The following is a 23,005-nucleotide window of genomic DNA, read 5'->3' on the forward strand; positions in this document are numbered from 1 at the left end:
GTCACAGAAGGCTTGCAACCGGGCGCGAGGTTGTTTAGATCGCCCCCATCCGACGCGTCGCAGACAACGCGCCCGTTGGGGGATCGTCTAACGGTAGGACCCCAGACTCTGACTCTGGTTGTCTAGGTTCGAATCCTAGTCCCCCAGCCACTCAGCTCCGTTTCTCGGACGTTTCGGTGGCTACCCGGCAATTTCAAAGACTTACGTGATTCCCGGTGGTCTCTGGGCGCTGCGCTGGCGATCTACTTCAGTGCGATTTCGGCCTTGGTCTGGGCCGACCACTTTGGAATGTCCGGCGCTAAGTTGCTGAGACCGTTTCGTTATCCTGGGAGACCGGTTCGAATCCGGCAAGACGACTCCATCCTGCGCAAGCGGCGTTTGATGATTGGGGTCTATCGAGCCTAGCAGGCGAGAGCCTGAGACGCTCGCGCCCTCAGCCGATCAGAAGGCGCTGCTCCTGCTGAGCCCAGTCATGAGGCAGGGCGCTGGAGAGAGTGCTCAGCGTGAGATTGGCCGGGGCGGTGCCCTCAGCGATCGCCTCGACGATGCGCGGCGAGAGACAGGCGAGCGGCAGAAGCCGGCGCAGATGGCGCTGTTCGACACTGGACTGCTCGGCGAGCGCTGCAATGCCGCCGCTGCCGGCGAGCAGTTCGGTCATCCAGCGGCGTGAGCGGGCGATGCCAGCCAGAAGGGCTTGGGCTGAGGTCGGATCGATCCGCGGGCGGCTCGCAGGCTCATGGGCAATGCCTTGGCGGCGGCCGGCCGATTGCCAGGCGAATGGCACGACCAACGTTGCCGCCGCCGACTCCGGTTCACTGTTGAGCACGATGACCAGGCGATCCGATAGACGCTGAGATTGCGGCCGTTGGGCTGGAGCTGCTTTTCGCTGGTTACGGCATAGCCGCGCTTGCGCAGCCCGGTCAGCGCTGCACACGTGGTATGCGGCAACCAACCGGTGACCTCGACCAGCTTGTTCAGCGTCGCGCCCTCGGCCGCTTCCAGTAGTCCCAGCATGATGCCGAGCTTGCTGCTCGGCTTCGGGCGGGACGCGGCCGTTACCGTGACGCCGTTCTGAGCGGGAGCGTGGCTATCAACATCGGCGACCTGCGCCGAGTCGGCACTGTCAGGACTACCTACGGTCGGCGAGCTTTGGGCCTCATTCGTCAGCGGGGGCACTGTTCCTTCAGGGGCGGGAGCCGAGATTTGATTTTTGCGGGCGCTCTTTCGGGCCATGACGGTCTTCCTTGCGTTGCCGACGGGATCATCCCCGTCACCAGCGCGACCCCGCCAGGGCGCATAGCCGGCAGGGTTCTTCGGAAGATCGGCGTCACGAACTCGGCGCCGCCACGCTCACAGCAATGCTTGCGCTGGCCACGAAGTCCAGTCGGTTCTGGAAGATTGTCGAGCAGAACGAACGGAGCTTCTGCTGGTGGCCCTTTGCTGACGTCCGAAATGTCTGCTTCCGGGCAATCTACTGAGACCGGCAGATTATCAGCCGGAGCTGGCCCATTTCGGACATTCAGCACGTCCGTTTCGAGGGGGGCCTTCTCCCTGGATACGAACCATGACCAGGGCAGAACGACACCTGAATGCTCTTGCCCCCCGGCTGCGGCGCGCTTTCTCTTGGCAGAAGCAGCATTGGAACTACCGCGGGAAACATCTTGCCCCAAAGGTCAATAGAAATTGACTTCGGACAAGGGTCTATAGGCCACTCCGGCGAGCGGGCCGGAAAGCCATTGCTTGGCGCGAGGATGCCTCGGCCCGCAAAGGTCATGTGCTTCGGGATTGCATCCCGTTGACGCTCTTCGCACGTCTAACCTCGGTATGCGTCACGCATGATGCTGTGGTGCAGAGTTCCAACGGCCTTGGATAGGCTGGAAAGCGTTAGGTGCCCGCCTCGACAAACCGATTTTCCGCAAAAAGCGTACGTCGCCAAATTCATTGACCTGTCAGCCAAATTGAAGCGGTGCGGCAGGCAATTCCAGTTCACGCCTGAAGCTCATAACACCTCGATCGATGGAGGCACGCATGAGGCTCTCGATCACTCTGTTGGCGGTGCTGATTGGCTTGGTCATGGGAGGCGCCGGCGAGGTTCGCGCCGTGGTCTACTGTCAGTACATCAACTATCCGGTCGGCTGCATCGCCGCCCCGGGCGTTGTCCTGCGCCCCCGGCCGGTCGCCCGCGCCGTGGCCACGCCGGGCATTGGCGCACCAGGCGTCGGCGTGCGGCCGGGAACCCCGATGAACCGCGGCGGCCCGGTCAATCGCGCTGGGCGCCGCTGAGGTCGCGAACGTTGCACGCTCGACCTTCCGCCGAACCTGGCAATCCAACGTGTCGGGCGTCCGCGTTCAGTTGCTTTTCCCGACCGGGAACCCTGCTCGCCGCGCCGCTTCGGTCAGTTTCTCTCGATCACTGGCGGTAAAATTCCGCATCGTCAGCTCGGCCGCGAAATTGTCGAAGAACCGCGGCCGCATCCTCAGGAACTGATCGACGCTTTCAGCGCGCTCTTTCTCCAATCCGGCCCGAGTGAAGATGAGGGCGGCAACGAAATGATAGAATGAAAAACGCGGAAGATCTGCGCGCTTGATCCATTCAACGGCAAGCTGATCGTTTCCCATCATGTAGTATGCAAGGGCGACAAGGCCCATGTAATAGCTTGCCTGGCTCGGGTTCCTCGCCAAGGCGTCTTCCATCATCGCTGCACCACGTTTCCAAGCACCAGCCTGAGCAATCCGGCTGCCGAATTCGGCCAATATCTCGGTATCGTTCGGGTTGAGTGCCAGCGCTTTCGCGCCGATCTCAAGGGCAGCGTCCGGCATCCGGCTGAAGAACAGCACTGTCATGAGTGCCTGGAGCGCTCGGGCGTTGGTGCCATCGAGCTCGACCGCGCGCTCCGCGGCCTGACGCGCACGATCCGTTCCAGCCGGCGACGGCCCGCGTCTATTCAGGTCGAAACGATCCTCGTCCAAGTACAGATACGCCAGCATGGCCCAGCCAGTCGAATAGGCGGGGTAGTCAGCGACCGTCCTTTCCAGGCAATCGCGCGTTGCGGAGTGCTCCTCGCGGTCGAGCACCTTGCGATAATGGTAGAAGCGCAGGGCACACAGATAGGCCTCCGCATTCCCCGCGATTTGCGTCAAAGAGTTCTGCGAAGCGGGCGCGAAGATCGCGCCATAAGGCTGCGCGACCGCCGCCGCCACCTTCGCCGCAATGTCGGCCTCGATCTCGAAGCTCCCTGCTCCCCTCAGGGTTCGGTCATAGATTTGGCTCCAGACGATTCTCCAGCTCTGCCGGTCGATGAGCCTGGCCGACACACGCAGCTGCTCGCTTGCGACACGAACCCCGCCAGCGAGCAGATACCGGGGGCCCGCGAACAGATCAGTAGCATTCGCCCCCTGGCCCGGAGCGTTCGGAAGGCCGCCGACCACCTTCAGATCCCTGAACCGTGCCAGCTGGGTGAGCAATTCGTCGGAGATACCGGATGCGTAGAGCGCTCCCGGTGCGCCGGACAGGTTCGCGAACGGGAGGACCTCGATCGTGATTTCCGGACTAGCAAGCTTTTTCGGCAAGCCGGTCCGACCTCCAACCACGGCCAGGATGAGCAGCAACGCAATCGACAGGACGCCCGCAAATTGACCGAGGCGCCGGCGTCGCGCCCAGAGCGTCTGCGTCAGCGGAGCCGGCATGCCCTCAGAATCGGCATCGACCTCCACAGGGACCTCGCGACCGGTCCATTGCAGCGTGGGAATATACGTTCCCTTGGGGATATCGATCCGGATCGGATCTTCGCGGCCGGACAGCAGGTAATACCGCTCCAACGCGCGCCGGAGGCGCCCCGCTTCGATGCGCACCACCGGATCGTTCATCGTGTCAAAATTATCGCCGCGACCGAACACCTCCTTGGCGATCACATACGCCTTGAGGCGATTGCCTCGCCCCGCCAGCGCTTCTTCGACGACAAAGCTCAGGAAATTCCGCAGCCGCCCTGTCGCCGCGAAATCTGCGCTCTTCAGAATCCGGTCGACCTGTCTTCGAACCGCGTCGGCGTCTACGCCGTCATGGTCGTCGCGGTGCGCTCTGGAACTCCTCATGATGTCGCACCCTCATGCGAGAGAAATAGTATTTCTGACGCAAGATTTGGCCAACTCGAATATCTCAATCAAACAAGTATGTATTTTAGCTAATTGGGATGAGTAATAGGATTATTCCGTCTCGGACGGGCATGTCGGCCAGCAGGCACCGGACGAATATGAACAGCCGTCAACATTCGGGCATTGATCGATATCAAAAAATCGAGCGAGGGCGCTCCGCTCGCGGATCCGTGATCACTTCGGTCAGATCGACATCAGCGCAACGAGAACCGGCCCCCAGGCCGTCAGCAGGATATTGCCGATCGCATAGGGAACCGTGTAGCCGAGCGCTGGAACACTGCTCTGCGCCTCGTCCTGAACGGCTCGCAGCGCGGCAGTGATCGTACCAGCTCCGGCGCAAGCGCCCAAGACGATGAGCGGATCCATCTTCAGGACGTACCGGCCGAACAGGATGCCGATCGTGTGCGGCAGCAGCGCGGACACCAGGCCGACCACGACGAGGCTGAGCCCGGTCGTGCTCAGCCCCGATACGAAGCTCGGGCCGGCGCTCAGGCCGACGATGCCGATGAACATGCATAGTCCGAGCGTATCGAAGATCCAGATCGCCGGCTCGGGGATGCGGCCAAAAAACGGGTAGGCCGACCTCAGCCACCCGAAGACGAGACCCATGATCAGGGCGCCGCCGCTGGTGGTCAGCGTCAGCGGTACATTGCCGACAACGACAGTCAGCAGGCCGACGAGCCCGCCGAGAAAGATGCCGAAGCCGACGAAGACCATGTCGGTCGCCGAGGTGCGCCGGTCCGGATAACCCAGTTCGGCTGCAGCCCGCTCGACGCTGGGCAGCGGGCCGACGATCGACAGCACGTCGCCGCGATCGACCCTGCTCTCGGCGCCGATCGGCATGTCGACGCCCGAGCGCGTCAATCGCGACAGAAAGACGCCGCGGGCGAATTGCCCTTTCGCCAGCTCGGCCAGCGGTCGCCCATCGAGCGCGCGGTTGCTGAGGACCACGTCGAGCGACTCGATCGGGATATCGAGGAGAGCCGGGTCGCTGACCTCCATGCCAATCGCGTCGCCACGCTCGGTGTGGATTTCCTGCCGTGCCATCACGGCGATGATGTCGTCCTGGCGAAGAACGAGGTCGGCGGACGGCTCCAGCAGCGCCTCTCCGCGACGAATGCGCAGGAGGTAGGCGCGCCCTGCCTTGGGCATTGCCTCCAGCTCGGCGACCGTTCGCCCGAAGAGCTGGCTGTTGGCAACGCGATAGGCCCGGACATCGAAAACCCTTGCGGCTGAGACCACCCCTTCAGTTTCGGCCGCCGAAGCCGTCGACTGCGCCCGCATGGCGGCGACCTTCTTCAGGTCGACGCCCATCAGTTTGGGGCCGATCTTGGGAAGGAACCAGACCAGCGAAGCGGTGCCGACGAGATAGGTGACGGCATAGGCCACCGGGATGTTGTTGATGAGCGCTGTCCGCTCCGCCTCCGGCAAGGGAAGGCGCTGGATCGCTTCGCCGGCCGTGCCAATCACCGTCGATTCAGAGAAGGCTCCGGCGAGCAGGCCGGCTGCGGTGCCGATGTCGTAGCTCAGCAGCTTTGCGAACATCAGCGCCGTCAGCAGGCAGGTGACGCAGAGGACCACGGTGAGCGCCACCTGTGGCAGTGCGTCCCGCTTCAGGGCACGGAAGAATTGCGGGCCGACCTTGTACCCGGTGGTGAACAGGAAGAGATCGAAGAAGACCGCCTTGACCAGCGGTGAAACCTTGATGTCGAGCTGTCCGATCAGGACGCCGGCGAGCAGACAGCCGACGACGATGCCGAGGCTGAAGCTGCCAAACTTCAACCGCCCGATCAGAAAACCGAGAGCCACGGTCAGGAAGATTGCGAGATCGGGGCTTTCACGGAGCGCGTAGGCGACGTAGCTCATTGGCCCCTCGCAGTGAAGCGGGCGAACCCCGGACCGGAGCCGGTCCTGCCTCTATCGTTGCCGGGGCGGCTCCGCCGCTGATCCGCCCCGGTCCACGCGCCTTCGACGGCTTTGCAGGCTCAGGCCTTGGCCTTCTCCGACAGGGCCTGCTTGTAGGCTTCGAAAGCCTGGCGATAGCCGCGCGCAACTGCGCGCGTCGCCCGGCCGATCTGGCCATAGACCTCGTCATCGAGGTTGGCGAAGGAGACGCGGACCGACCAGTCCGGCGCATGGAAGCCGCCACCGTTGAGCAGGACGATGCCGTGGTCTTCCGCAAGGCGGAAGACGATGTCGAGCGGGTGGATGTTCTTCTTCATATACGCGACGACTTCGGGGCCGACATATTTGTTGGCCCAGAACTCAAAATCGACCAGGCCGTAGTAGCGGTCGTGCAGGACGTTCTCCGGCACCTCTATGCCGAGCCCTTCGATCATCTTCTGCGCCCGGCTATTGACGATCTCCATGCAGGTCTTCTGGTACAGCTTGGCCTCATCCATCAGTTCGGACAGTGAGAACAACGTCATCATCACCTGCTGCGGCAAAGAGAGGCCGGCAGTGTGATTGAGCGCGATGTCGCGGCTGTCGGCCACAATACGGTCGATCAGCTTCATCTCGCGCGGCTTGAGTGTCAGCGGTCCATAGCGCTTGTCGAGTACTGCCAGTGTCTTCTCCGGGTGGTTAGCAATGGCTTTGTCGAAGATGTTCTCGCGATGGATCGCGATGACGCCCAGCCGCCAGCCGGTGCAGCCGAAATACTTCGAATAGGAATAGACGCCGATGGTGTTGCGCGGCAGGGCACCGAGCAGGCTGCGGAAGCCCGGGACGAACGTCCCGTAGACGTCGTCGGTCAGGATCAGGAGATCGGGACGCTTGGTCTCGACCAGTTTGACGATCTTGGCGATGGTCTGTTCGCTGAGCGCGACCGCATAGGGATTGCCCGGGTTGACCACGAAGAAGGCCTTAACCTTCCGGTCTTCGAGCTTCTTCAACTCCTCGTCGGTGAATTGGAAGCGGTTTTCCTGCGGTGCCGCGATCGAGATCACGTCGAGGCCGTAATCCTCGAGATGGGGCATTTCGAGATAGGGGGTGAAGATCGGCGTCGCCAGCGCGATGGTGTCGCCGGCGTTGAGCAGGCGGTTGGCCTTCAGCGACTTGAAGAGGTAGCACATCGCCGCCGTGCCGCCCTCGACTGCGTAGAGATCGAACTGGCCGGACGGGCGCGGCTCGCCGCACATCGCCCACATCAGGTATTCGTGCACGACGCGCTCGTTGTGGACGAGCATGCGGTCCGGCACCGGATAGTTGTCGCCGATGATCGAGTCGACAAGTTCATGGACAAAGGCATCGGGCTTGAAGTCGAACTTCTTGACCGCGAAGGCGACCATGTTCTTGAGGAAGCCGGCTCCGGGCGCGTCCTTGTGGTCCGCGAGCCAACCGTCGAGCCGCGCGGCGATGCCGTCAGCCTTTGGCATGCCGCCAATTCCAGCGGGCTTGCTCATCGTGCGCCGGCTTTCGGTGATCGCGAACTGGCCGAGCAGGAAGAAGCCTTCGCGCGGCGTCATCGCGACCCAGTTCGGATTGCCGCGTCCGGCATTGAGCATCGCGATCGAGGAATTCTGGGCAGTCAGCTTGGCGAGGCGGATCAGCTCGTCCTTGATCTCGAAGGGGCTGAGCTTCTCGAAGCTGCGCAGAGTGACGGGGTCCATGACATGTCTCCGAAATATGTGTCGTTTCAAAGAGTTATGACGTGGTCGACTAGGTCATGAGCATGATGATCACCATGCCCCAGATCGTGAGCAGCGTGTTTCCGACGGCATAGGTCACCGTGTAGCCGAGGGCGGGCACCTGACTCTTGGCGGTCTCGCAGATCATGCCGAGTGCGGCTGTCGTCGTGCGGGCGCCGGCACAGGCACCGAGCAGGATCGCCGGGTCGAAGCGGAAGATGAATTTGCCGACGAACATCGCAAGGATCAGCGGGATCGCCGTGGCGACCGCGCCCCATAGGAAGAGACCGACACCCTGGGTCTGCAGGCCCTTGACGAAGCCCGGACCGGCCGAGATGCCGACGACCGCGATGAACATGTTGAGGCCGACCGAATTCATGAACCAGACGGTCGAGCTCGGGATGCGGCCGAAGAATGGGCGCACCGAGCGCAGCCAGCCGAAGACCAGGCCGGAGATCAGCGCGCCCCCGGCCGTCGACAGTGTCAACGGGACGCCCGAGACCTTGAAGACAATCGCGCCGATTAGGGCGCCGAGCACGATGGCGCCGCCGATGAAGGCCACATCCGCCACATCGCTCGGGCGATCGGCATGCCCAAGAGCCTTGGAGACCGCGGCGATGTCCTGGGTGCGGCCGACGACGGTGAGGATGTCGCCGCGGTGGATCACCGTCTCTGGCAGGATCGGGATGCTGACCGCGGTCGCACCACGGACGATCTTGCGGAGGAAGACGCCGCGCGCCGTCGGCAAGTGCGACAGCTCCGTCAGGGTCTTGCCATCGACATCCTTGCTGGTGACGTAGATGTCGATGCCCTCGGCCTTCAGATCGAGCAGTTCGGGATCCTCGACCTCGTCGGCGTTCTGGCCGATCAGGTTGACGAGGGTCTCGCGCGGCCCGGCCAGTGCGATGACATCCCCTTCCTGCAGGACCGTGTCGGCGGTGGCGTCTTCGATCGCGCCGTTGCGGCGGATGCGCTCGACGAAGACGCGGGCGTCTGGCACCAGCGCCTCGGCCTCCGCGGCCCGCATGCCGGCGACCTTCGCCCCGGAGCGAAGGCGGAAGGCGCGCAACTCGAAGCGGCGCCAGGCAGAGCCCGGCCCGCCGATCTCCTTGCCGCCGCCGAGCCTCGCCTCATAGTCCTTGCAGGCCTGGACGAGATCGATGCCCAGGAGTTTCGGCCCCAACAGTGCCAGTACCATGGCAGAGCCGACGGTGCCGAAGATATAGGTCACCGCATAGGCGACCGGCATGGCGTCGAGATATTCCTTGGTCTGTTCGGGAGAGAGCCCCAGGCGGTTGATCGCGTCGGTCGCCAGACCCATCGAGGCAGAGATCGTCTGCGTGCCGGCATAGAGGCCGGCGGCATAGCCTGGATGATAGCCCGCGAATTTTGCGATGATGACGGGAATCGCAAGGCAGAACACAGTCACGAGGACCGCGAACACCGCCTGGGGGGCGCCGTCCTTGGCGATGCCGCGGACGAATTGCGGCCCGACGCCATAGCCGACCGCGAACAGGAACATCAGGAAGAAAGTCGACTTGACGTTCCCGGAGATGGTGATGCCGAGCTGACCGATGATCACCGCGGCGATGAGCGTCGATGTCACCGCGCCGAGGCTGAAGCCCTTATAGGCGAAGCCGCCGACGTAATAGCCGATGGCGAGGGACAGGAAGAGCGCAATCTCAGGGTAAGTGCGCAGCGTGCTGACGAACCAGTCGAACATGACGATCCCTCATTTTAGTGTTCAGGGCCTACGCGCTGACTATGCCGCCTGCGATTTCTTTCGGCCGTTGCCGGTAACGCGGCTTTTCTTGCTGAGCAGCGCATCCGGCTTGAGCAATTTGAGACCTTTTGACTTCTCGTAGCCGTGGATCTCCTTCACATCGAGCTTGCGCATGAAGGTGATCGTTTCGTGTGTAACCACCTGCCCCGGCACCAGGATGGGGAAGCCCGGTGGATAGGGGATCACGAAGTTCGCCGAGATCAGTGCCGGCCCCTTGTCGATCCGGCGGTCGCAGTCCGGGCTATCGATGCGCAGATATTCGCACTGCTCCTCGGCATAGGCGGCGAAGAAGGCGCTTCGGATATCGCCTTCAGGCGTCGTCTCGCCGGCATCGGCGCGGAAGGCATCGTGGAAGTGACTGAAGTCCGGCAGATCCGGCACTTCGTTCATCAGCGCGTGGACGCGGGCCGCGAACGCCTTCTGCTCCGACTCTCCGCCGCGCTGCAGCCTCGCCTCGATCTCGTTGCTGATCTTGAGCAGGACGCTGATCAGCAGGGCGACGTCGCTGCGCGTGTTGTTGATGTTCGACTGCAGCAGGACCGAGTTTCGCGAGGTCTTGTTGACCTGGATGTTGTACTGGGCGGCGAGCAGCCCCTTGAAGCTCGTCCCGTCGAAGCCCGCGGTGCCGCAGACCAGCGTCATGCGGGTCGGGTCGAGGCAGAACTCGTCCTCCCGCATGCTGCGCAACTGATCGTCCCAGCGTGTATCGGGGGCGAGGAAATCGACGAAGCCGCTGCTGCGGTATTCCTTCGGCACCATCCCGTCGGCGCCGACGATCCGGAAATATTTCGAGATGAGCGGGTGGGTGGCAACCTCGCGCCGGATGTCGAGCGCCACCTCGATCGCGTTCATGACCAGGCCGTAGCCCTCGAGCTCCATCTGGCGACGGGCGACATCGAGGCTGGCGATGAGCTGCTGGTTCGGGCTCGTCGAGGCATGAGTGAACACCGCCTCATGGAACTGCGCCTCGACCTTGTGAAAATCGACATCCTTGACCAGGACCATCGAGCCCTGCCGGATCGCCGACATCGACTTATGGGTCGAATTGGTCTGGTAGACGCGCAGGCGCACCGCGCGCGGATCGGGCGCGAGGCGGGTGTCCAGCAACTTGTCGATCGACGGCTTGCCGCCGAGTTCCTTGCGTTGCCGCTCGTATTGGACGACCGAAGCGGGATCGCGGATCCAAGCCTCGATATCGGCAGCCGCGCCCATCGCGGTCCGTGGCCGCAGGAAGGGCGACCAGCGTGCGAAGCCGAACCAGGCCTCGTCCCACAGGAAGATCAGGTCGGGCTTGATGGCAAGGCATTCCTCCATCACGCGCCGGGTGTTGTAGATGTGGCCATCGAAAGTGCAGTTGGTCAGGTCGACCATCTTGACCCGGTCGAGCCGGCCTTCGGCCTCGAGGTCGAGCAGCGCCTTCTTGATCGTGCGCAGCGGCACGGCGCCGTACATCGAGAATTCCACCATCGGGAACGCCTCGACGTAGAAGGGTTGAGCCCCGCTCAACACCAGCCCGTAATGGTGCGATTTGTGGCAATTGCGGTCGAGGATCACGATGTCGCCGGGCCCGATCAGCGCCTGCAGCACCATCTTGTTCGAGGTGCTCGTGCCGTTGGTGACGAAGAACACGTGCTCGGCGCCGAAGGCGCGCGCCGCCATATCCTGCGCCCGTTTGATGTTGCCGGTCGGCTCCAGCAGGCTGTCGAGACCGCCGGTGGTCGCGCTGCTTTCCGCCAGGAAGAGGTTGATGCCGTAGAACTGCCCCATGTCGCGGATCCAGGGCGAGCGGAACACCGACTTGCCGCGTGCGATCGGCAGCGCGTGGAAGGTGCCGATCGGCCTCTGCGCATAGAGCTTCAGATTGTCGAAGAAGGGCGTTTCGAAGCGGGCCTTGATGCCCTCCAGTACCGAGAGGTGAAGCTCGAGCGGCTCCTCGATCTGGTACATCACGCGACGGATCATCGCCGCTCGCGGATCACCGGCCAGCTTCTCGACGCGCCGATCCGAGAGCAGATAGATGTCGAGCTCCGGCCGAATCGCCTTCAAGCCTGCCGCGAGTCGCAAGGCCAGATCGGCTTCGTCGACCTTGTCGAGCAGCGGCTGCTGCGCCGCGAGCACGTTGCGCAGCACCGGCGCATCATGGGCTGAGCGTAGGGCAAAGCCTTCGTAGATTGCGACGGCGGCGATGTCCGGATTCAGCACGGCCGCGCAGATCGCGTCCTCGAGGCTGCCGACCAGGATCGTCTCGTAGACGAACGCATCTTCTGCACGCCGCAGCCGCCGAAATTCGGCGGCCATGCTCGGCCAGCGCCCGGTCGGGGCGGGTGTGACGGTCAGCATCTCGAAGTAAGGGCGGTGGGAGCCCCCGTCCCCGAGGCCCGCCGGCAACACATCGATCGGCTCGGCGAGAGACAGGTCGATTGCCTGCCATTCCTTGGAGTCGTGCTTGTAGTTGCCGGTGATGATCGCCAGCGATATCCGCTTGGCCAGAGCGAGGAAGCCGTTTGCGTCCTCGTTCTTCAGCCGCTCGCGCAGCGCAGCGATCAGGTCGCCGCCGGGAAAAGCGTGGAATTCCTCGATCGCGCCCAGCTCGTCCAGCGCGGCTGCCACGGCCTGCTTCGGTTGCGCGCCCTTTGCCCATGAGCGCGCGATCGCATGCAGATCGCGCCAGCGGTCGGTACGCCCCGAAGGGGCCGAGAAGAAGTGATCGATCGAGCGCGCTTCCTGGAGGGTGGAGGCCATTTCAAGCCCTTTCCTTGACCGGCGAGATTCCGAAGTCGCAACCGCATCGCGTCGAGGAGCTGCCCCAACACCCGGGCTGCTGCGCGCAGTTAATTCTCAGGAAAACTCAACATAAGAACCGCCGCTGGCGTATTGTCCTTAGGTACAGGTTCTCGCCGCGCAGGATCGGTTAGTATTGGCTCTCAGTCTCGGCAGGGATGTCTCCGGTAGTTGAGCCCCGGCGGGCCCTCCGGACGCGATCGCGGCTACCCTATCGAGATGGTCTTGTTCCAGGGAGTTCAAGTCATGATCAAAAGCATCGCGATCGGATCAGCCTTGTTCCTTGGCCTGAACGTCGCTGCTGGCGTGATGAGCCTACGACCGGCCTCGGCTTGCAATAGGATTGCTGGATGCATCATGGATAATTTGTGGGAAAATCATGCAATGATGCAGAACGGCAAGATGAGTGATGCTATGGCCGCAGGAAAAGACAATATCGATGCGTTCCGCCGGTTGCAGGAAGCCGAGCGCGGACTCGGCACGAGCTCGGGCGGGGGAAAGCGGTGAGGAAAATAAATCGCATTCTGAAGACTTTTGAATTCTAGCTAATTTCTTTCGACCTCCCGCACATTCTTGGCGCCTTGCCTGTATCCCGACGGAGAGAGGCGATGTACCTTCGCATAGTTCTGGCTTGTCTCGTCGCGACCGGATTGAGCCCTCGCGCACTTGCTCAGGCACAAGCGCCTCAGCCTTCCCCTGCGACGTCAGCGACGGCAACCGCCGTGCCGAGCGATCAGGGGCTGAGCAAGGCCCAGCTCGACGCGCTCGTCGCCCCGATAGCGCTTTATCCCGACATACTGGTAGCCCAAATCCTGATGGCCTCGACCTATCCGCTCGAAGTGATCCAGGCAGAGCGCTGGGTCGCCGCCAACAAGCAGCTCAAGGGGGACCAGCTCGCCGCGGCGGCCGAACAGCAGCCATGGGACACCAGCGTCAAGGCGCTCGTCGCGACGCCCGAGGTGCTCGAAAGGTTGAGCAAGAATCTCGACTGGACCCAGAAGCTCGGCGACGCGGTCCTGGCCCAGCAGGCCGACCTGATGGACGGCATCCAACGCCTTCGTGCCCGCGCGCACGAAGGCAAGAAGCTGTCGTCCGGCTCGCAGCAGACGGTGGTGGTCCGCCAGGAGAACGACAGGCAGATCATCGCGATCGAGCCGACATCTTCCGAGACGATCTATGTGCCCCAATACGATCCGGCCGTCGTCTACGGCACGTGGCCCTATGTCGATACCCAACCCTACTACTTTCCCGCTCCCGGCTACATTGCCACGGGCGTGATCGCGACCGGACTTGCCTTCGGCGCCGCGTACGGCTTGGGCCGCTGGGCCTCGAACGGCAACTACTGGGGTGGAAACATCAATTGGAACAACAACAACATCAATGTCGACCGCAACCGAGTGACGCATTGGCAGCATAATCCGCAGCACCGCCACGGTGTTCAATATCGCAACAACGCCGTTCAGCAGCGCTTTGGCAACAACACTATCCGGGCGGGTAGCGACGGGCGGATGGACTTCCGGGGCCGTGGCGGCGACCAGGTCCTGCGGCCGGGCGGCGGCGACCGTGGGCCGGGCGACATCGGGTCCCGCCCGCGTCCCGAGCAGCGGCCAGGTGGGCGGGCCGATGCCAGCGGGCGCCCGGGCGCTGGCGCCAATGTCGGCGATCGGCGAGCCGGCGATCGCACCGGCCCCGGCCAGTCCCGGCCTGGCGGCGGTGCAGCGGGACGGCCCGCACAGCGCCCCGCCCAGCCCAGGCGTGATGGCGCCTTCGGCAATGTGCAGTCCGGTCGTGCCGCGAACCTGCAATCGCAACGCGGGCGGGCGAGCTACGCCAATTCCGGCGCCGCCCGCGGCATGGCTGGCCCCAGGCCTTCGGGCGGGCGGGGAGGCTTCAGCGGCGGCGGAGCCCGCATGGGTGGAGGACATATGGGCGGCGGAGCGCGCATGGGAGGCGGCGCAAGGGCGGGTGGCGGAGCACGAGCAGGCGGAGGTCGCCGGTCCGATCTCGCGCTGAAAACCGACATTGAGCTGCTGGGCCGGTTTGCGAACGGGATCGGCCTCTATCGCTTCGCCTATCATGGCTCCGACAGAACTTACGTGGGCGTCATCGCCCAGGAGGTCCAAAGCGTGGTGCCGCAAGCTGTGTGGCGCGGGGCGGACGGCTATCTGCGCGTCGACTATCGCCGGATCGGAGTCCGGTTTCAGACATTCGAGACATGGCGAGCGTCAGGCGGCTCTCTGCCGGCAGCGACGACATCGCACTGATCGCAGGCTGTCGGGACCGACCCGTGAATGAAGGAAGGAGGCCGATAATATGCTGAGGTTTGCAGCCCGTTCCGCCCAGCGCCTCCTATGCCCGACGCTGGCGAGCCTCCTCGCTTCGGTCGTGATAGCAGGGGCGCAGGAGCTCTTCAAGACGCCCGAAGACGCAGCCTCCGCGCTGGTCTCTGCCGCACGCGACAGCAATCTGCGGCGCCTGCATTCGATTCTCGGAGCCAGTGGTCCCAAGATCGTGTCGTCCGGCGACCAGGTAATGGACGCCGCCGACCGCCAGCGCTTCGCCTCGGCCTATGACAACCGCCATTCAATCAACCAGCAGGGCAATTCGGCGACGCTCCTCATCGGCCAGGACGATTTCCCGTTCGCGATCCCGCTGGTGCGCGCCTTGGGCCACTGGAAGTTCGACACGCAGGCGGGATACCGCGAGGTCAGGCTGCGACGGATCGGCCGAAATGAGCTCGATGCGATCCAGACCACGCTCGCCTTCATCGACGCCCAGCAGGACTATGCTGCGAAGGACCGCGGCCAGGGCGCCGGCACCTACGCACAACGGATCGTCAGCGGCGACAAGGCGAAGGACGGCCTGTACTGGGAGACGTCTCCCGGCGAAGAGGAAAGCCCCCTCGGCAGGCTCGCAGCAGATGCCGCTGCCGAGGGCTATCGGGCGAGCCAGCGGCCTCAGCCCTTCCATGGCTATTTCTACAAGATCCTCAAGCGTCAGGGGAGTGCGGCTCCCGGCGGCGCGATCGATTACGTCGTTGGCGGCAAGATGATCGGCGGCTTCGCGCTGCTCGCCTATCCGGCCGAATACGGCCGGTCCGGAGTGATGAGCTTCATCGCCAGCCACGCCGGCGCGATCTACCAGAAGGATTTGGGTCCGGGCACCCGATACGCGGCAGCGCGTATGACCCGTTTCGACCCCGGAAAGGGCTGGGACAAGGTCTCGCCCGATAATCTCAAACCAAACGGCACCGATGCAGCGGGTAACCGGCCTTAACTCGCGGTTCAATCCAGATCAGCTGAGGAGAATGAAGATGAAAGTAGCGCCTCTGGCTCTCGCAGCTGTCCTCTGCTGCGGAACGAGCGCAGTCCAAGCACAGGTCATGGTCGACATGTCCAAGATGACATGTGGGGATTATCGCAAGCTTCCACCCCACACGGCGAAGGTCGTGACGGCCTGGATGAGCGGCTGGGCCAATCAAAAACGCGGCTTCAACAAGGTCGATCTGACGGCACATCCGCAGAACGTCGCTGCAGTCGAGCGGTACTGCAACTTCAATTCGGGCGCGACGCTGATGTCCGCGATCGAGAAGTCCCTGCCCTGAACGCGATGAGGAGATCGGCTATGCTCAAGACGCCCTTCGCTGCAGCTGCCCTGGTTGTCGGCCTCGGCCTGCCCGCGAGCGCTCAGGTCATCTTCGATATGAGCGTCGTGACCTGCAAGCAGTATACCGCCGCCAGCCGCGACCAGGCCGAGCTCCTCGGAGCCTGGATGAGCGGTTATTTCAGCGCGTCGAAGGATATCAACATGGTCGACTTTCGCTATATCGAGCGGAACGTGAAGAAGATCTCAGGCTACTGCAAGTCTCACCGGAACGAGACCTTGATGACGGCGGTCGAGAAGAACGCCCGCTAGCACCTGCGCGCCGAGCGACGGTGGACAGGAAGCGCTGCCGGCGGCGCACACATATCGCGCTCCTTCATGGGAGGCTCCGGTGATTGGTGGCATTCCGATCCTGGCCGGGTTGGCGGGCTATCAGCGCAGGTGGCTGCGGTTCGATATCACCGCCGGCCTCGCCGTCGCCGCGGTCGCCATCCCCAGCGCCGTCGCCTATCCGGCCATTGCCGGGCTGCCGGCTGAAACCGGTCTCTACGCCAGCATCCTGCCGCTCGTCGGCTACGCCTTGCTCGGCCCCTCACGCAAACTGATCGTCGGCCCGGACGCCGCGACCATGACCGTCCTTGCCGCAGCGCTCGCGAGCCTGCCGCTGCACGATCCAGCCGGGCGCGTCGGTGCCGCGGCGACGCTGGCACTGCTCGTCGGCCTGTTCTGCCTTGTCGCCAGCAAGCTCAGCCTCGGCGTGGTTGCGGCGTTCCTGTCGCGCCCCATCCTGATCGGCTTCATCAGCGGCATTTCGATCTCGATCCTGGTCGGGCAGATCGGGCGCTTCACTGGCGTGCGGATCGAATCCGACGGCCTGCTGCCGCCGATACTGGAGATCATCCGCAAGGCGGCGCAGATTCACTGGCTCTCCGTTGGCTTTGCTGTAGCCATGCTCGCGCTTCTCGCAGTGTTGGCGCAGCTACGCTCGCCGATCCCCGGCCCCTTGGTCGTGGTCGCGGTCGCCGGGTTGGCATCGGCTCTGTTCGATCTCGAAGGCAGGGGGATGAAGGTCATCGGCAGCCTGCCGGAAACGCTCCCGACCCTCAGCTTTCCGGACGTCTCGCAATTGCCATACAGGGAGCTTCTCCTCGGCGCCGGAGCGATCTGGCTGGTGGGCGTTAGCTCCGGCCTCGTCGCAGCGCGCAGCTTTGGCGCGCGCGACCGGTTCGACGTCAACGCGAACCGGGAGCTCGACGGCATCGGGGCGGCCAATCTCCTCTCCGGCCTGTTCAGCGGCTTCCCCGTGACGGTCACCGATTCACGCACGGCCATCAACATGTCCGCAGGAGGCCGCTCGCAACTCTCGGCGCTGGTGGCCGCCGCCGCGCTGACGATACTGCTGCTCTATCTTGGAAATGCGCTGCGCCTCCTGCCGACCCCCGCTCTCGGGGCGATCCTGGCCTTTGCCGCGCTCAGCCTGATCGATCTGCAGGGGCTCCGCGAAACCTGGCGCATCAGCCGCATGGAATTCGTCTTCGCGTTCATCAGCATGTGGGGGGCGATCAGCCTCGGCGTGCTCAGTGGTGTCGTGATCGCGATCGCGGGCACGCTGCTCTATGTCCTGCTGAACGAAATGCGTCCTCGCGAAGCCATGCTGGGGCGAATTCCCGGCCGGAGCGGCTTTTACAAGCTGCACCGGTCGAAAGATGCCCGTCCGGTACCCGGCATGGTTCTCTACATGATTCAGGGGAGCGTGCTGTTCTTCAACGCCGACTATGTCAGGTCGCGGATCCAGAGCATCGCGGATCAAGCGCCGCCTGGCACGAAGTGGCTCGTCCTCGATGCGAGCACGATCGCGCGGATCGACTCGACCGGCGCCGTCATGTTCCGGGAATTGAACCGCGCGCTGGCCGAGAAGGGCCTGTTGTTAGCCTTTGCCGAGCTCCATTCCGATCCCTGCGATATTCTCGTGCGAGCTGGCGCGCTCGAACCCGAGCGAGCCGGCATGGTCTTCGAGGATCTGGAGGACGCCTGCCGCGCATTCGAGGCCAGGGCTCCCTGACGGATCCGTGCGGTTCAATCCATCTGCGGGTCGCGCTCGCTGAAGAGCATATCGGTGCTGACGATCAGCGCCCACAGCGGAAAAATCAGAAAACTCCAGTCCACGACATGGCTGCCGAACAGGATGAAGCCCGCCGCGACGTATCCGGCCAACGCCGTCCACCGGGCCGTGATCCCGGTGCGCAACAGGATCGTCGAGGCCGTGAGCAGGAAAACCCCAGCCATCTTCACTGCATAGATGCTCGCCAGATTATAGGCGAAAGACCTCGCCAATATGAAGCTGACCGAGCCGGCAAGCTCCCGTGGCAAGGCCACATGGGCGATCAGGATCGCTCCGATGGCAGAGGCTGCAGTGAAGAGCAGCGCGACGAAGAGCAATCCGCTGCCAAGAAACACCGTGGCGAACAGCTTGTGTTCCTGCACTCCGAGCTTGTCGCGCAAAACCCCCATGAACCACAGAAAGGCGATACCGGCGAAAGGGATCAGATTCAGCGCCAGCGTCACTTTCCACGCCGGCGCTCGTAGCCAGTCACCAGGATCGCGCGGGTCCACCCGCAAGGTCTGCAGGATCAGAAAGATCGACGTCAGCAGCAGGATCGAAAACAGAATTCCGGCCACTGCGGCAGCTCGCGGCGTCTTCAGTCCCGCAGGTGCACTCTGAAACGACACGGCGCGCTCCTGTTAGTGCCACCGCCCACGGGCTCTTGCGTCATACGCCCACGGTTCGCAGCAAGCCGAGCCGTTCGGCACAGGAAACCAGCTCGGCCACAGAGCGGGCTTCCATCTTCTCCATCACCTTGTGGCGGTGGGCCTTCACGGTCCGCTCGGTGGTGCCGAGCTCGAAGGCGATTTGCTTGTTCATCTTGCCGCGGACTACGAGGTCGAAGGCCTCGCGCTCTCGCGGTGTCAACTGATTCAGCCGCGCCAGACGCTGCCTTGCCCAGCATTCCTGCTCGCTGAGGAGGCGGTGGCGCGTGATGACCCGGTCGATGGCCTCGATGAACTCGTCATACTCCACCGGCTTCGGCAGGAAGTCTTCGGCGCCGGCCCTGATTGCCCGGACGGTCGTGCGGATATCGCTGTCGCCCGCCAGGAAGATTACCGGCAGGCTCGAGCCGGCTGCGATCAGGCGATCGCGGAGACCGGGGCCACCGACGCCCGGGATCTGCACGTCGATGACGATGCAGCTGTCGACGCTGCTGTCGGGAAGCCGGCTCAGAATTTCATCCGCGCTGCGATAGGCCTGGATCCGATATCCTGACGCCTCGAGAACCGGGCCAATCGACGCCTGGAATGCCGCATCATTGTCGACGAGATGTACAAGGGCCATCGTATCCCCCTTATTCCTCGCGCTGGTTGCCGGGCGCCGAACCGACGCCACCATCATGGCGCTCGCTTGAGCGAAATCTGCTGGTCCGTGCTTGTGGTCAGGTCCTGCGGACCACAGCGCTTGTACTTCGCGGCGACGCCGCCGTCGGACGCGAAGTAGCGATAAAGCATTCCGTCCGCGGCCGGGGCGAGAATGGCCCGGGCCGTGTCGCTCGCGATGGACGTCGTGCAGTGGAGCGTCAGGGTCTGCCGATCGCCAGTCGCCAGGATCTTGACGATCCGGCACGTCGCAAGCGAGGTCGACAGTCGCCGGCCGGTGATGATGAAGGCCGGGATGAAGGCATTCGCCGGCCGCTTGAAGCCAATGGCGTTGCGCGTGGAGGCAAAAACGCTGGCGCAGGCGAGGTCGCTGTCGAGCCAGGCTCCCTGAAGATCGCGCGTCTGCGACAGGGCGCCAGGCATCGGTGCAAGCATGGCGATCGGAAGCAGGTACGGCGCCGCTCGGCGAAGTCTTGCGATCATGGACCCCTCCGCGCCGGCTGCGGCATCGCCCGGTTGCGATGCCCTGTACCGGCGAGCATCTCCTCAATGCGGGTCGGGCCTCCGCGAAAGATCATCGCGCCGCCATCCGGTCACACACGACCGGCTGTTCCCCCGACTGGTGCGTTCGGCAGCAATCAAGGCCGCATCGCGCCTTGCAGGTAGTATCTTACGGTACGCTACGCGGTCGGGAGTCGCGCCCGATGACAGACTGCAGGTCGCTGCGGCGGGCTATTTTTTCACATCGGCGATACGCGGCTTGACCGGGAACCCGGCGAGCGCGGCGGCTCGGAACAGGATGATGCGGTCCCTTGGGTTGAAGTTGCGCTTGTCGAGCTCAGCCTCGAAATTATCAAAGAATGCCGGGCGCAACTTGAGAAACCGCACGCGGTTATCCTCTGCCTCGTCGTGCAGCCCGGCACGCGAAAAAATCAAGGCCGCCACCAGATAGTAAATTGGAAAGCGCCGCAAATCGGCCCGGCGGATCAGGTCGACAGCCCGCTTGTCGTCATTCTGCATATAGGCCGCGAAGGCCAGAATCCCGACATAGTAGTCGGCATGGCCGGGGTTGCGGGCCATGGCTTCCTCGATCAGTGCGGCACCACGTTGCCACTCTCCGGCCTGAGCGATCCGGCTGCCGAATTCGCCGAGCAGCTCGGTGTCGTTCGGATTGATCGCAAGCGCCTGGTTGCCGATGCGAACTGCTGCGACGGGCTCCCTGAGGAGAAACAGAACGGTCATCAGCGCCTGCAAGGCACGGACGTTCTGAGGCTCCAGACGTACGGCCTGCTGCGCCGCCTCACGAGCCCGCTCGACCGGCGAAGGCAAGCCCGGTCTTCGGTTCAGCTCGAAGCGATCCTCGTCGAGAAAGAGATAGGACAGCATCGCCCAGCCCGTAGCGTAGTCCGGATAGAGCGTCGTCATCCGCTCGAGGCAATCGCGCGTCGGAAGATGTTCGCGTGGGTCCAGAGTGTTGCGATAGCGGTAGAAGCGGAACGAGCATTGGTAGGCTTCGAAGCCCGGTAGACGGCTCTCAGGCGAGGAAGCCGCCTGCTTGAAGAGGATGCCGTAGGGTTGAGCGACGGCGGTGGCAACCTTGGAAGCCACGTTCATTTCGATGTCGACGCTGCTGCTGGTCCGCGGATCGGCATCATAGGCATCGGACCAGATGATCGTTGCGGTCTCGCCATCTAGGACGCGGCTGGTGATTCTGAGCCTGCCGTCGGAAAGGCGGACACTGCCTTCAAGGGTAAAACGGTTGCCGAATTTGCGCCGAATCTCCGGCGCGGGCACGCCGGCAGGTATCGCGCCGGACGTCTCACGCCCGAAAACGGTCAATTCCTTGAAGCGAGCCAGCTGTGCGAGGATCTCTTCGGAGAGGCCGGCTGCATAGACATCCCCTTCCGGATCACCGGAGAGGTTGATGAAGGGTCTGACGATGATGGACGGGCCGGTCATCGCCATTCGTTCCTTTCGGGCCATCGGCGCAATCGTCAGCTCTGATGTCCGGACGGAAATCAGGCCCAGGCCGATGATCAGCGCGGTCGCGGCGCTGAGAAGCCAGTGGCGCTTCTGCCAGTCGACAACGAAGGCGAGGAGTTGCATAGCCCGCTGCGCGACGGGCAAAGGCCGAGGAACCGGCTCCAGCTGACTCGGCGGCAGCAGCTCCGCGTCGCCTGGGTGGTTCACCCGCCAGCAGAATTGGGGCACGTAACCACCCTTTGGAATCTCGATCAGGATCGGGTCGAGATCGCCCGCCAGCAGATAGTAGCGTTCTAGCGCGCGCCTCAGCCGGCCGGCTTCAATACGCACGACGGGATCGTTCTGAATGTCGAAGTTGATACCCCTGCCAAAAACCTCAACCGCAATGGAGTAGGCCTTGATACGGTCCGCATGGCCCGCGAGCGCCTGTTCGACCACGTACGACAAAAACCGCCGCAAGCGTTCAGGAACGCTGAACTCGACGTTCTCTAAAATACGATCTAGTTGAGCTCGAATATCTGCTTCGCTAGGCTCAAGCACTGGCAAATTTCCGGGCACTACATTTACGCTAAGCTCTGTCTTGAACTGCCTCATGGAACCGACTTCCTGGTCGAAAATCCACGTAATTAGCTTTCTTTTCGAAAGGTAATGGCGCGTAACATCCTGTTATTTACTCCCCTCTCGCTCGGTGCGCCACATAATTGTGCCTCTTTCAAGGGGGTGCCTTCCCATGGATCGAGGCATTCTGGCTGCCATTCGGCTTCTGCCGAACCACAAGAAGTCGATCCAGGAATTGATGCTCCGAAGCGAAAATTTCCGCGCGTTGTGCGTGGATCTCGCTGAAGCAGAATTTGCGCTTGAGCGTTGGGAGCAATCGAGATTGCCAGAAAAGGAGGCGCATTGCGCTGAATACAGGCTCATCATCGTTGGTCTCGAAGCTGAAATTCGGCAGACGATCCGCGAGCGGTAACCTGTTATCCTTGGATTTCGATGCTGATCTGAAGTATTTTCCGCGTGAGATTTGCGAACTGGAGATTCTCGCCATGTCGAAACACGTCAATTGGATCTTCGCCCTAGCTATCGTGACGGCGGCTTCCGGCTGCGCTCCGTATCCGTTGGTCAGCAGCGAGACCGTGGTCGTCGCCGGTGTCGGCCCGGTGGAGGTTGAGCGCCTCAATGTCAGGGTGGTGTCGGTCGACCGGGCCGCTCGCTCGGTGGTGGTCGCGCAGGGGCGGCGCGAATGGCTGGTCAGCGTTCCCCCGGTATTCGGCGATCTGCGCCGGGTTCGCGCAGGAGACATGGTGGAAATCAGCCGGATCGAAGGCGCTGCCGTCGATGTCCGGCGCAGCCGGCGCGGCGACCGTCCGGGCATCACCTACACGGAAGCGGTCAGCGGCACGCCATTCCAAAACTTGCCGGATAAATACGTTGTGCGCGCCGTGACCCTGACGGCCCGGTTCGAGAGCTTCGATCCTGCCAGCAGCATCGTGAACTATGACGGCCCCCTCGGCCCACGCTCGCGCACCGTCGTCGATCCAGCCGTGAAGGCGGAACTGCAGACCTTCAGGCGCGGCGACATGGTCGATCTCACCTTCGCCGAGGCCTTCTACATCACGCTGAACTGAAACGCGCCGGTGCCGCCGGG

General features: G+C 63.3%; 20 protein-coding genes and 1 tRNA gene. 10 read left to right on the plus strand and 11 right to left on the minus strand.

What is annotated here, in order from left to right; genetic code table 11:
- Positions 1 to 76 precede the first annotated feature (76 nt).
- Positions 77 to 150: transfer RNA gene (locus AC3WLC_RS29585), tRNA-Gln, on the plus strand.
- Between the two features lie 283 nt (positions 151 to 433).
- Here AC3WLC_RS29585 and AC3WLC_RS29590 read toward each other — a convergent pair.
- Entirely contained in the window at positions 434 to 658 is a 225-nt protein-coding gene (locus tag AC3WLC_RS29590; RefSeq protein WP_493687476.1) for a hypothetical protein, read from the minus strand.
- Positions 655 to 1,233, minus strand: coding sequence for a DUF3489 domain-containing protein (locus AC3WLC_RS29595; RefSeq protein ID WP_493687477.1), 579 nt, complete (start codon positions 1,231 to 1,233; stop codon positions 655 to 657). The genes AC3WLC_RS29590 and AC3WLC_RS29595 overlap by 4 nt, the downstream gene beginning before the upstream one ends.
- A gap of 795 nt (positions 1,234 to 2,028) precedes the next feature.
- Between AC3WLC_RS29595 and AC3WLC_RS29600 the strand changes: the two genes are divergently transcribed.
- Positions 2,029 to 2,283 carry a hypothetical protein gene (locus AC3WLC_RS29600; RefSeq protein WP_493687478.1) on the plus strand — a complete coding sequence of 85 codons (255 nt, stop codon included), beginning with the start codon at positions 2,029 to 2,031 and terminating at the stop codon, positions 2,281 to 2,283.
- Between the two features lie 66 nt (positions 2,284 to 2,349).
- Here the strand turns inward: AC3WLC_RS29600 and AC3WLC_RS29605 are convergent, their stop codons facing one another.
- The 5 genes from AC3WLC_RS29605 to AC3WLC_RS29625 all read right to left on the minus strand — a co-directional run bounded on the left by AC3WLC_RS29605 (position 2,350) and on the right by AC3WLC_RS29625 (position 12,306).
- Positions 2,350 to 4,092 carry an adenylate cyclase gene (locus AC3WLC_RS29605; protein ID WP_493687479.1) on the minus strand — a complete coding sequence of 581 codons (1,743 nt, stop codon included), beginning with the start codon at positions 4,090 to 4,092 and terminating at the stop codon, positions 2,350 to 2,352.
- 243 nt (positions 4,093 to 4,335) lie between these two features.
- Positions 4,336 to 6,018, minus strand: coding sequence for an aspartate-alanine antiporter (aspT, locus tag AC3WLC_RS29610; protein ID WP_493687481.1), 1,683 nt, complete (start codon positions 6,016 to 6,018; stop codon positions 4,336 to 4,338).
- A 119-nt stretch (positions 6,019 to 6,137) separates the two neighbouring features.
- Positions 6,138 to 7,763, minus strand: coding sequence for a bifunctional aspartate transaminase/aspartate 4-decarboxylase (locus AC3WLC_RS29615; RefSeq protein WP_493687482.1), 1,626 nt, complete (start codon positions 7,761 to 7,763; stop codon positions 6,138 to 6,140).
- Positions 7,764 to 7,812: 49 nt separating this feature from the next.
- Positions 7,813 to 9,504, minus strand: a complete 1,692-nt coding sequence (gene aspT / locus AC3WLC_RS29620; protein WP_493687483.1) for an aspartate-alanine antiporter — start codon at positions 9,502 to 9,504, stop codon at positions 7,813 to 7,815.
- Positions 9,505 to 9,543: 39 nt separating this feature from the next.
- Positions 9,544 to 12,306 (minus strand): decarboxylase, encoded by a 2,763-nt coding sequence (locus AC3WLC_RS29625; RefSeq protein ID WP_493687484.1) that lies wholly within the window; start codon positions 12,304 to 12,306, stop codon positions 9,544 to 9,546.
- 285 nt (positions 12,307 to 12,591) lie between these two features.
- Here AC3WLC_RS29625 and AC3WLC_RS29630 point away from each other — a divergent pair, with 285 nt between their 5' ends.
- The 6 genes from AC3WLC_RS29630 to AC3WLC_RS29655 all read left to right on the plus strand — a co-directional run bounded on the left by AC3WLC_RS29630 (position 12,592) and on the right by AC3WLC_RS29655 (position 18,010).
- Positions 12,592 to 12,852 carry a hypothetical protein gene (locus AC3WLC_RS29630; protein ID WP_493687485.1) on the plus strand — a complete coding sequence of 87 codons (261 nt, stop codon included), beginning with the start codon at positions 12,592 to 12,594 and terminating at the stop codon, positions 12,850 to 12,852.
- 215 nt (positions 12,853 to 13,067) lie between these two features.
- Positions 13,068 to 14,609, plus strand: coding sequence for a DUF3300 domain-containing protein (locus AC3WLC_RS29635; RefSeq protein WP_493687486.1), 1,542 nt, complete (start codon positions 13,068 to 13,070; stop codon positions 14,607 to 14,609).
- A 49-nt stretch (positions 14,610 to 14,658) separates the two neighbouring features.
- Positions 14,659 to 15,621: a DUF2950 domain-containing protein gene (locus tag AC3WLC_RS29640; protein ID WP_493687487.1), complete on the plus strand. Its 963-nt coding sequence runs from the start codon at positions 14,659 to 14,661 to the stop codon at positions 15,619 to 15,621.
- A 37-nt stretch (positions 15,622 to 15,658) separates the two neighbouring features.
- Entirely contained in the window at positions 15,659 to 15,949 is a 291-nt protein-coding gene (locus AC3WLC_RS29645; protein ID WP_493687488.1) for an HdeA/HdeB family chaperone, read from the plus strand.
- Between the two features lie 20 nt (positions 15,950 to 15,969).
- A complete protein-coding gene (locus tag AC3WLC_RS29650) occupies positions 15,970 to 16,260 on the plus strand; it encodes an HdeA/HdeB family chaperone (RefSeq protein WP_493687489.1) in 291 nt (96 codons plus the stop codon).
- A 79-nt stretch (positions 16,261 to 16,339) separates the two neighbouring features.
- Positions 16,340 to 18,010, plus strand: a complete 1,671-nt coding sequence (locus AC3WLC_RS29655; RefSeq protein WP_493687490.1) for a SulP family inorganic anion transporter — start codon at positions 16,340 to 16,342, stop codon at positions 18,008 to 18,010.
- 14 nt (positions 18,011 to 18,024) lie between these two features.
- On the opposite strand, the gene AC3WLC_RS29660 is transcribed toward AC3WLC_RS29655, so the two are convergent.
- From AC3WLC_RS29660 to AC3WLC_RS29675, 4 genes are all read right to left on the minus strand, one after another.
- Complete coding sequence (locus AC3WLC_RS29660) at positions 18,025 to 18,678, minus strand: hypothetical protein (RefSeq protein WP_493687491.1); 654 nt, start codon at positions 18,676 to 18,678, stop codon at positions 18,025 to 18,027.
- Positions 18,679 to 18,718: 40 nt separating this feature from the next.
- Positions 18,719 to 19,339, minus strand: a complete 621-nt coding sequence (locus AC3WLC_RS29665; protein ID WP_493687492.1) for a response regulator transcription factor — start codon at positions 19,337 to 19,339, stop codon at positions 18,719 to 18,721.
- Between the two features lie 53 nt (positions 19,340 to 19,392).
- Complete coding sequence (locus AC3WLC_RS29670; protein ID WP_493687493.1) at positions 19,393 to 19,860, minus strand: hypothetical protein; 468 nt, start codon at positions 19,858 to 19,860, stop codon at positions 19,393 to 19,395.
- Positions 19,861 to 20,109: 249 nt separating this feature from the next.
- On the minus strand, positions 20,110 to 21,954 hold the full coding sequence (locus tag AC3WLC_RS29675; RefSeq protein WP_493687494.1) for an adenylate cyclase: 1,845 nt from the start codon (positions 21,952 to 21,954) through the stop codon (positions 20,110 to 20,112).
- A 136-nt stretch (positions 21,955 to 22,090) separates the two neighbouring features.
- Between AC3WLC_RS29675 and AC3WLC_RS29680 the strand changes: the two genes are divergently transcribed.
- Both AC3WLC_RS29680 and AC3WLC_RS29685 read left to right on the plus strand, forming a co-directional pair.
- Positions 22,091 to 22,330, plus strand: a complete 240-nt coding sequence (locus AC3WLC_RS29680; RefSeq protein ID WP_493687495.1) for a hypothetical protein — start codon at positions 22,091 to 22,093, stop codon at positions 22,328 to 22,330.
- A complete protein-coding gene (locus AC3WLC_RS29685; protein WP_493687496.1) occupies positions 22,287 to 22,985 on the plus strand; it encodes a hypothetical protein in 699 nt (232 codons plus the stop codon). The genes AC3WLC_RS29680 and AC3WLC_RS29685 overlap by 44 nt, the downstream gene beginning before the upstream one ends.
- The last annotated feature ends 20 nt before the right edge of the window (positions 22,986 to 23,005 follow it).

The organism is Allobosea sp. GW821-FHT03A12 (assembly GCF_058986765.1).